Below are 8,524 nucleotides of genomic sequence, written 5' to 3'. Positions count from 1 at the left end.
AAATGTTGCAAGAGGTATAAGGTACTAGCTGCTGGATGTTCAAATCGGTAACAGCCAAAAAAGAATAAAAAGTCATATTTTACAGAGTCTTAAGCATTGATTAATGAAAAACGTTGGGACACTAGTGATTTTCTGTATTGAATCAAGAATTTGGCTCGGTTCGATCCCGATCCCCGAGCGCACGCAAAAGGCGGTCATTCGCCCTGGCTGTCCGTGACCACGGCGATCCTGGCCCGAAGCGGGATGTTTTCCGAGTGCAGGCCTGGCGTCTGGCCGTGCAGGTCGAACTCCAGGTTCACTTCCGGGCGGAAGATCAGGCAATGGGTGGAGCCTCCGAAGTGGAACATCCCGAGCTGGTCGCCCTTTTGGACGTGCTGGCCTTCGTAGACCGTGATCTCGTTGGATGAGACCTCGGCCATGCCCACGAACATGATGGCCATCAGGCCGATGTCCGGGTTGTCCGCTTCGATGAAGATCAGCGCCCTGGCGGCAACCTGGGTGATGTAGCCCTGGGATTCATTGGGGCCGGCCGGGTCAAAGCCCTGGGCAAGCGATTCGGCGTAATAGGAGCCGTCGATCAGCCTGGTTTTGACGATCCTGCCGCTGACCGGGCTGTGCCAGCGGTGATAACTCAGCGCGCTCAGAAATGCCTGATAGATGGTCCCGCCCACGAATTGGTCCACCAGGGGATCTCCGTCCATCATGTGGAAGAGCGAGTAGGGCTGGGCCTTGATCCAGAACTGGTCGCGCAGTTGGACATCCGTGGCGATCCGGTACGGGGCTGATTCGCAGGCATTGGCGATCACCGCGTCGTTGTCCGGCTCGGCCACGGGGCGGCGGCCGTCGCGGAAGGTCCGGGTAAAGAAGTCGTCCCAGGACGCGAAGCCGTAATGGGGCTGATCCGGGTCGCAATGGAAGTCCTCCACGAAGGTCGGCATGGCTTCCTGGGCGTCCCGGCCGAACCAGCCTTTTTCCGGATCATCGGTAAGCACATGGCGGGAATCCGGGGAAGCCAGGAACACGGCCCATTGATTCAGGATCTTCTTCAATTGGCGATTCACTTTATCGTTCAGAAAGGCCGATGATCCGGCAGGGGTGCCCATGGGCCAGTCCAGGATGGCGTTGATGGGAAAGCCCACCAGCCCGGTTTTGTTGAATTCCGGAGCCTGGGTCAGAATATGGTTCATCAGGACCAGCATGTGCCGGTAATTCCTGACCTGCGGCATGCCCGTGGGATCGGTCAGAAACGGCGGTTTTCGCGGAACCTGCTCGAACATCTGAGTGAAGAGCATGTACAGTTCCGGATCATTTTCAATGAGTTCCTTGAATTCCTGGATAACGGGCAACAAGGGCGCACCTTCGGGCAGTGCGTCGGTTTTTCGGATCAGATCGGCCCGCCAATCCTCCAGAACCTGCTGGTCCGAGGGCAGCCATTGACCGACGTTGTACGGTAACGGCTTGCCGCCCGTCTCGGCCTGGGCGGACGGCAATCCGAAGCAGAGCTGGATTGTTGCCGCAATGGCCAGGGTGCCTGTCAGAAACCATTTTGTAAGGCCCATAAAATGCTCCTTGGTGAAACTGGTGTTGTTGATGTGGGATGGATGTTCGGCAACGCTCTGTTTTTACATACAGGTCGCGCATGCGGCATCAGCTCTTCAAACACACCACCCGACCCACTCCGTCCTCCACTTCAACGCCGTGCGTCTCGTGGGTGAAGCCGGGAAACAGGCGGTCAAAAGCTTCCAGGGCCTTGAGGTAGCCCAGGATCGGCCCGTCGGCCCGCCCGGCCTCTTCGCCGGGCATGAGCAGTGGAATGCCCGGTGGATACGGCACCACTCCGGTGGCCACGACCCTCCCGGCCATGGCGTCCAGGGGCACGGTCTCCACGTCGCCGCGGACCAGGTGCTCGTAGGCCCGCACCGGGCTCATCGCGGCGCGGGGCAGGGTGGAAAAGGCCCGGGCCATGGCCTCGGTGGTTTCCAGATCGTGCATGGCCCTGAAAATGGCATTGCCCAGGTCTTTGAGCCCCATGCCGAAATAGCGGCCCCCGTGCTCCGACATCAGTTCCGGCAGCACCCGGGGCAGCGGAGTGTTGGCGTCGTAGTGGCGTTTGAAGTCGTACAGCGCGTTGACCAGGGTTCCCCATTTGCCCTTGGTGATGCCCATGGAAAACAGGATCAGGATCGTGAAGTCCGTGGTCTTTTCCACCACAATGCCCTGGGCTCCCAGGAAGGCCGAAACCACGCAGGCCGGTATTCCGGCCTGGCCCACGCCCTCCGCCGCCGTGGCGCCCGGCGTGAGCACGGAGACCTTGATCGGGTCGAGCATGCAGTAGCCGTCCTCGATGTCGCTGAATCCGTGCCAGTCTTCACCGGGGCGGAGAACCCAGGGGGATGGATCACCGGTCAGGAAGTCCGGAGGGGCTTCATGGAAGGCAACGGCCTGGTGGGCGCCCGGCGGCCGGACGGCTTCCGGTTGCCAGGTGCTGAAGAACCAGTCCCCCTTGGCCGCGTACTCGGCATGCAGGCGGGACATCATTTGGCGAAATTCCACGGCTTCATGGATGGATTCCGACGTCAGGGCCAGGCCGCCCTGGCCGTCCATCATGCCCGCGGACACGTCGATGGAAGCGATCAGCGGATACAGCGGCGAGGTGGAGGCGTGCATCATGAAGGCCTCGTTGAAGCGCTGATGCTCGATCCTTCTGCGCCCGTCGCGGACGTGGATCATGGAGGCCTGGGACAGGGCGGCCAGCAGCTTGTGGGTGGACTGGGTGGCGAAAACCGTGGGCTTGTTCGGATCGTGGGCCGCGGGATCCCCGTGCATGGCGAAGCGGTCGCGGTACAGGGGATGGAAGCGGGCATAGCCGTACCAGGCCTCGTCAAAATGCAGCCGGTCCAGGCTGGCCCCCAGCAGTTCCTCTATCCGGGTCACGTTGTAGCACAGCCCGTCGTAGGTGGAATTGGTGATCACCGCATGCACGGGAGTGGGATCAACCTGGCCCGTGACCATGGGATTGTCCTGGATAGCCAGTCGAATCGCCTCAGGGGTCAGGCGCTGGGAAGGAATCGGGCCGATGATGCCCAGGCCGTTGCGCGAGGGAATCAGATAGGTGGGAATGGCGCCGGACATGGTCATGGCGTGTTCCACGGACTTGTGGCAGTTGCGGTCGCACAGGGCTACCTGGTCCCGGGTCACGCTGGCCATCAGAATGACCCGATTGGAGGTGGAGGAGCCGTTGGTGACGTAGTAGGTGCGGTGCGCGCCGAAGACCCGGGCCGCGTTCTTTTCGCCCTCGCCGATGGGCCCGGAATGATCCAGCAGGGAACCCAGCTCCCCCACGGAAATGGACAGGTCCGAGCGGAGCAGGCTTTCCCCGAAAAAGTCGAAAAACGCCCGTCCGGCCGGTGTCTTCAGAAAGGCCGTGCCCCCGGTGTGGCCCGGTGTGTGCCAGGAGTATTCATGGGCCTTGGAAAACTGGGTCAGGGCCTTGAACATGGGCGGCAGCAGGCCCGAGCGATAGCGGACAATGGCCGAGAGAACCCGCCCGCCGATGAAGTGCGTGGTGTCCTCCAGCATCCAGATGAATCCGTCGGTGCGGGCCAGGATTTCCGTCGGCACCCCGGCGGGCGAGGCGTGGTCCGATAGCAGAAATATGGGCAGATCCGGGTTCCGTTCGCGGACGGCGTCCACCACCAGGGCGGCCCCCTCGTGGCCGCCCTGCAGCTCCCAATCCACCAAAACGCAATCAATGGCCGAGTCGAACCGGATCCGGGCCACGGCGTCGTCGGCCCGCTGGGCCAGGGACACCAGGACGTCCCGGCGCCGCAACTCGGCCGCCAACATGCGGACAGCCTCTCCGTAAACGGTTTCATCCCGGAGTTCATCGTCCACGATCAGGGCGCGCTTGGCCAGTTGCCCGGTCACGGTCCGCGCGGCCAGGGGATCGGGCTGACAGGTCAGGGGCAGGCTGCACGCGCCCGTGCCCGTGCCTGTGCCTATACCCGAGGGCCGGTCAAACCTGGCCAGGGCCGGTTCCGCGACCAGGACCAGGGCCCCGGTCCCGGTAACCTTCATAAACTTGCGGCGATCCATGCGGCTCTCCTTTTCGTGGGTTTATCCGAGTGTTGAAAAAGTCCTTATCCGGCAGTCCGTTCAAAAACCCCAAGTGCAAGGAACAAAAAAGCTATCCGGACACGTCCTGCGTCCGGCCCATTCGGGCTGTGGCTACGCCACATTTTCGATTGCCGTCCTGGCAATCGAATCAAGATCGAAGCGTATTTATTCAGGTTTCCCAACGGAATTTGGCCTGCAAGTCCTTTCGATCCCTGGTCAGATCGTAGAGCCGCGGACGGTTGGTAAACATGTGGGGCATGGGTTGCTCCAAAAGCTCCGTTAAATGATGCGGGGCGGGTCGCGTGGCATGAATCCTGACGCAAAAAACAGTACGCGGCGGTCAGGAAGCGGACGATGATGCAGGTCGGCACGGCTTCGAAATGTGGGTTCGGGATAGGAAACATCGGTAATGACGATCAATGCGGTCTGGGAGGTCGGGGTGGTGAGGTTGTCCGCGGAACGTCTGGTACAACTGATCAGAGAGGGTGGAGCCGCGTCCTTTACGGCCCAGGCGATCAGGACACGGAGGGGATAAGTGACGGGGAGCGGTTCAATTTTCGACAGGAATCACCCTGGCGAGAGTAATCGCCACGCGGGGGCTTTCGCAGCCCCCATCGGGAAGCGGATTAGCCTCCCAACGGGGACTGTCCTGGAAATCAGTCCTGAACCAAAAAATTAACAACCGCGTCTCGTTGGTCGGCGTCAAGCAGGCCGGGTTTCTTGGCGATCATCGCATCCACTGTCTTTTCCCATGCTTTTCTGTCTTTCATGGTCCTGGCAATCTCTATCCGTTCAAGGGTGTGGCACCGTGAACATTGGGTGTTGACCAGATTTTCCGCTTCATGTTTCTCCTTGGATATGGCTTGCGTGCCGGCGAGCATCAAAACACCGCCAAGGGCCAGGATAAAGAACCGTTTCTTCATGACAACCTCCATTATATTGTTCGGGTAATAATTTGGTTAGCAGTGACGGGATGGCCTCCTTCAAGGGTTTGGGTGTCCTTGACGCATACCCCTTTGTATGAGGGGCGGGGCCATCCCATCACTGCTAGGCAGAATCAAAGTTGCCCCGCGAAAAAACAGTCCTCTCATGATACGATAGTGTCTGTTTGATGTTCGACGGTTTTCTCGCTGGACATGATACCATATACCTGTGGCCGTTGGATGCCAAGGGGGCATCGTCAAAAAGCGACAGCCTTGGCTCCGCGGTTTTCGTCAATATCGTCGGCATCGCCAACAACTGCCGGTTGTCTTGTCCCAACATGAAAATGAATGTCCGTCCTGACAGAGACTCCCGTCCAGCCTGCCTCACGCCTCCTTCGCGGAGAACAGCTTGTCCCCCACGATGTAACAGACCACCGCCACGATCATCCCGTTCAGAGCGGCAATCCCCACGGTGACGAAGTTGCCCACCAGGGCGGCCGCCACAACGCCGATGATCGCTCCCCAGTTCACGGTCCGCTGGGAGAACTTCTCGCTCTTGTATTTATCCCGATGCAGGAAGAAATCCAGGGCGATGATCGCGCCCACCGGCGGGAGGGTGGCGTTCAGAAAGCTCAACCAGCCGATGAAGTTGGAGTAGAGCCACATCGAACTCGCCGTGCCGATCACGCCGGCGATCAGAACCATGGGACGCTTGCGTATCTTTGTGATGTTGGAGAGTCCGAGGCCGGATGTGTACAGAGCGTTGTCGTTGGTGGTCCAGATGTTGGCGCCAAGGACCAGAATCGCCGGTATGGCAAGCCCCTGGGCGATCATCACGTAGAAAATGTCGTCCTTTCCGGTAAAGGCCCCACCCACCGCGCCGAAGGCGAACATCAGGGTATTACCGATGAAGAAGGCCGCCACCGTGGTCATGACGGCTATCTTGTTGGTCCTGGCAAAGCGGACGAAGTTCGGCGTGGCGGTGCCGCCGCTGATGAAGGAACCGATGACCATGCCCACGGCGGCAAATACCGTCAGATCCCCCGCGGAGCGGGCAAAGATCCCGACAAGGCCTCCCCCTTCCGCGGTGGCCGTTACCATGGAGTAGACACCGAGGATCGTGATCAGCGGGACTGAAATAAAGCTGATGACCTCAAGCCCTTTGATTCCAAAGTACGCCGATCCCGTCATCAGCGTCCCGGCAAGAAGCAAGAGCGCGAACGGGTTGATTAGCAAAAGCTCCGCCGCGGGGATCGCGAACATGGCCACGCCGACCCCGAACCAGCCTACCTGGGTGAAGCTTATCAGCGCCGAAGGCAGGTACGAACCAAGGGTGCCGAACGACCGGTGGGCAAGAAGATCAAGACTCAACCCGGTGCTGCTGCCGATGTACGCCAGCGTTCCGGTATACGCCCCAAGTATTGCCCCCCCGATGACGACCGCCATCAGGAAATCATGGAAATCCAGTCCGTTCCCGATTTTCGCGCCGACACTCATGCTAGCCGAGAAAAAGGTAAAACCGAGCATGATCACGAACATGGACCAGAACCCCTTGCGTGCCGAGGATGGAACTCTCTCCAGGGAATAATCGGTGTCCACGTGGCGTGGCTTGTAGTCTTTCATCCTCACCCCAGGGCTCTTTTGATCTCCGCGAAATGCCAATTTTCATCCAGAAACGGCCCATTTTCCTTTTGGCTGCGTCAGACTTTACATTTACGGTTATTCGTCAACGTGGAGGACAGTAATGTTGTTGCCGGGGTCGGAGTCGGAATCGGGATCGGAATCGAAAACGCTGGGAAGCGTTAAAAATTCTTCCTGTTCCGATACCGACCCCGACCCGGATAGCTGCATTTTTTCAAGCGAATAACGCATTACCGAAGTAGAATTGGTATTACTTCCCGAAGTCCTTCTTCATGTCCGCGATGAACGCGTCCAGCAAGTCCTTGCTCACATGCTGCATGAGCAGAACGTGGGCCAGTTCTCCCTGCTCCGGATGCACGTCCGGAGCCAGGCCGTAGTAATCCATGATGATTTGGCTGGGCCGCTCAAAGAACACGGTGTTGGAATACTCGTTGAGCCAGGATTTGATGCCCAGCTTTTGCAGCTCCGCGTGCAGGTATTCGGCGTTGGCGATGAGCTGGGCGGCCTGCTGTTCAAAGACGTCGGGCTCGGAAAAGGTGATCTTCCACCACAGCTTGAGCGGGGAAATGGCGCTGCGGGAGCAGGTGATGGTGGGTACGGCGTCCTTGAGGTAAGCCACCTGGAAGGGATTGATGTTGTCGCGGACGAACTGGGTGGAGATGAAAACACCAGCGGGCTCGTCCAGGCCCCAGAACTTGTGCCCGGAGATGGCGATGGAATCGAAGCCCATCTTGGCGCTGTTCACCAGGTCGCTGGCCGGGGGCGGCAGAAAGCCCAGGATGCTTCCGAACAGGGCCGCGTCCTGGTGGCGGTACACCGCGGGCGGGCCGGCCTTCTCCAGGATGGCGTTGATGCCCATCTGATTGTCGATGCCGCCCTTGAACGTGGTGCCCATGGCGATGACCACCAGGGCCGGGCGGGTCGGATCAAGCTGGGCCTCGAAGTCGGCCAGGTCCATCCGGCCCATGGGGTCGGCCTTGATCAGGCGCAGTTCCACACCCTGAACATCGGCCAGCTTCTTGATGGAATAGTGGGCCTCCTCGGAAACGTAGGCGAGGGGCGGCAGGTCGGACTGGGCCTGCAAGACCTTCTTGCCGAAGTACACGCCGTGGTTGTTGCCGTCGGTCCCGCTGGCGGTGACGAACCCCCAGTAATCCTTGTCAAACCCGAACCGGGGCGCGAAATAGTCGATGACATCCCGCTCAAACGGGTGGGTGTTCAAGAGCAGGCCGCTGGGCTTGTACGGGTCGCCCACATTGTTCATGGCCGCTTCATAAAGACCGCTTTCCATGTACCATTTGTAGAACCCTTGCAGCTCCATGTCCTGGTTGATGGGATAGCCGATGAAATGCGGCCGGCTTTGCAGCATTTCCGCGGCATAGGAATTCAGCCAATCCATGGCTTTTTCCTGCTTAACGCTCTGGGCCAGGGCCGGGGAAGACAGGAAAAGAGCCAGGGCCAGCAAGGCCCCTGTCAGGACAAAACTCCGGGACAGGCGAGGCGATGTGTTCATGGGAAGTACTCCTTTTGGGTTGGTGGTTGTAAATGTCGTAATTGCTCAAAAAGTCTGGGCATACACCACTGTGCAGCCGTTGTTCCGGATGCGGCTATCGCTTTGTTCGGCCTACAAAGAATCCCGGAATTGTGGTGGAGCAACTGTTTTCATGTAGGCCGGATAAGCGAAGCGCGTCCGGCGTCTATTCAAAAATGTCTCCAACAGGAAACGTCTGTCTGACCCATGCCTGATGCGACGGTGGAAAAAGAAGGTATGTTCCGGTGAGAAAGAACAAGCACGTCAGCAGCACGCGCGGAAAGGGAGGGTGGCGCAAGGACGGTGGGGGAGG

General features: G+C 59.4%; 5 protein-coding genes. All 5 read right to left on the bottom strand.

The annotated features are described in order from the left end of the window. Positions 1 to 194: 194 nt before the first annotated feature. The 5 genes from C6366_RS18120 to C6366_RS18100 all read right to left on the bottom strand — a co-directional run bounded on the left by C6366_RS18120 (position 195) and on the right by C6366_RS18100 (position 8,193). The gene (locus tag C6366_RS18120) at positions 195 to 1,559 is read right to left on the bottom strand and encodes a phosphatidylserine decarboxylase family protein (protein ID WP_107740556.1); all 1,365 of its coding nucleotides are present in this window, start codon (positions 1,557 to 1,559) and stop codon (positions 195 to 197) included. A gap of 88 nt (positions 1,560 to 1,647) precedes the next feature. Next, positions 1,648 to 4,095: an Orn/Lys/Arg decarboxylase N-terminal domain-containing protein gene (locus C6366_RS18115; RefSeq protein ID WP_199221564.1), complete on the bottom strand. Its 2,448-nt coding sequence runs from the start codon at positions 4,093 to 4,095 to the stop codon at positions 1,648 to 1,650. 677 nt (positions 4,096 to 4,772) lie between these two features. Then, complete coding sequence (locus C6366_RS18110; protein ID WP_107740554.1) at positions 4,773 to 5,039, bottom strand: cytochrome c; 267 nt, start codon at positions 5,037 to 5,039, stop codon at positions 4,773 to 4,775. Positions 5,040 to 5,423: 384 nt separating this feature from the next. After that, complete coding sequence (codB, locus tag C6366_RS18105) at positions 5,424 to 6,662, bottom strand: cytosine permease (protein WP_107740552.1); 1,239 nt, start codon at positions 6,660 to 6,662, stop codon at positions 5,424 to 5,426. A 268-nt stretch (positions 6,663 to 6,930) separates the two neighbouring features. Then, on the bottom strand, positions 6,931 to 8,193 hold the full coding sequence (locus C6366_RS18100; RefSeq protein ID WP_107740550.1) for an aminotransferase class V-fold PLP-dependent enzyme: 1,263 nt from the start codon (positions 8,191 to 8,193) through the stop codon (positions 6,931 to 6,933). Positions 8,194 to 8,524 lie beyond the last annotated feature (331 nt).

Source organism: Desulfonatronum sp. SC1 (assembly GCF_003046795.1).
Lineage (GTDB): Bacteria > Desulfobacterota > Desulfovibrionia > Desulfovibrionales > Desulfonatronaceae > Desulfonatronum.
This window is presented reverse-complemented; position numbering and strand designations above follow the sequence as displayed.

Excerpts from the sequence above, each read along its gene's own strand:
- C6366_RS18120 (WP_107740556.1), bottom strand. The coding sequence starts at position 1,559 with ATGGGCCTTACAAAATGGTTTCTGACAGGCACCCTGGCCATTGCGGCA.
- C6366_RS18115 (WP_199221564.1), bottom strand. The coding sequence starts at position 4,095 with ATGGATCGCCGCAAGTTTATGAAGGTTACCGGGACCGGGGCCCTGGTC.
- C6366_RS18110 (WP_107740554.1), bottom strand. The coding sequence starts at position 5,039 with ATGAAGAAACGGTTCTTTATCCTGGCCCTTGGCGGTGTTTTGATGCTC.
- codB (WP_107740552.1), bottom strand. The coding sequence starts at position 6,662 with ATGAAAGACTACAAGCCACGCCACGTGGACACCGATTATTCCCTGGAG.
- C6366_RS18100 (WP_107740550.1), bottom strand. The coding sequence starts at position 8,193 with ATGAACACATCGCCTCGCCTGTCCCGGAGTTTTGTCCTGACAGGGGCC.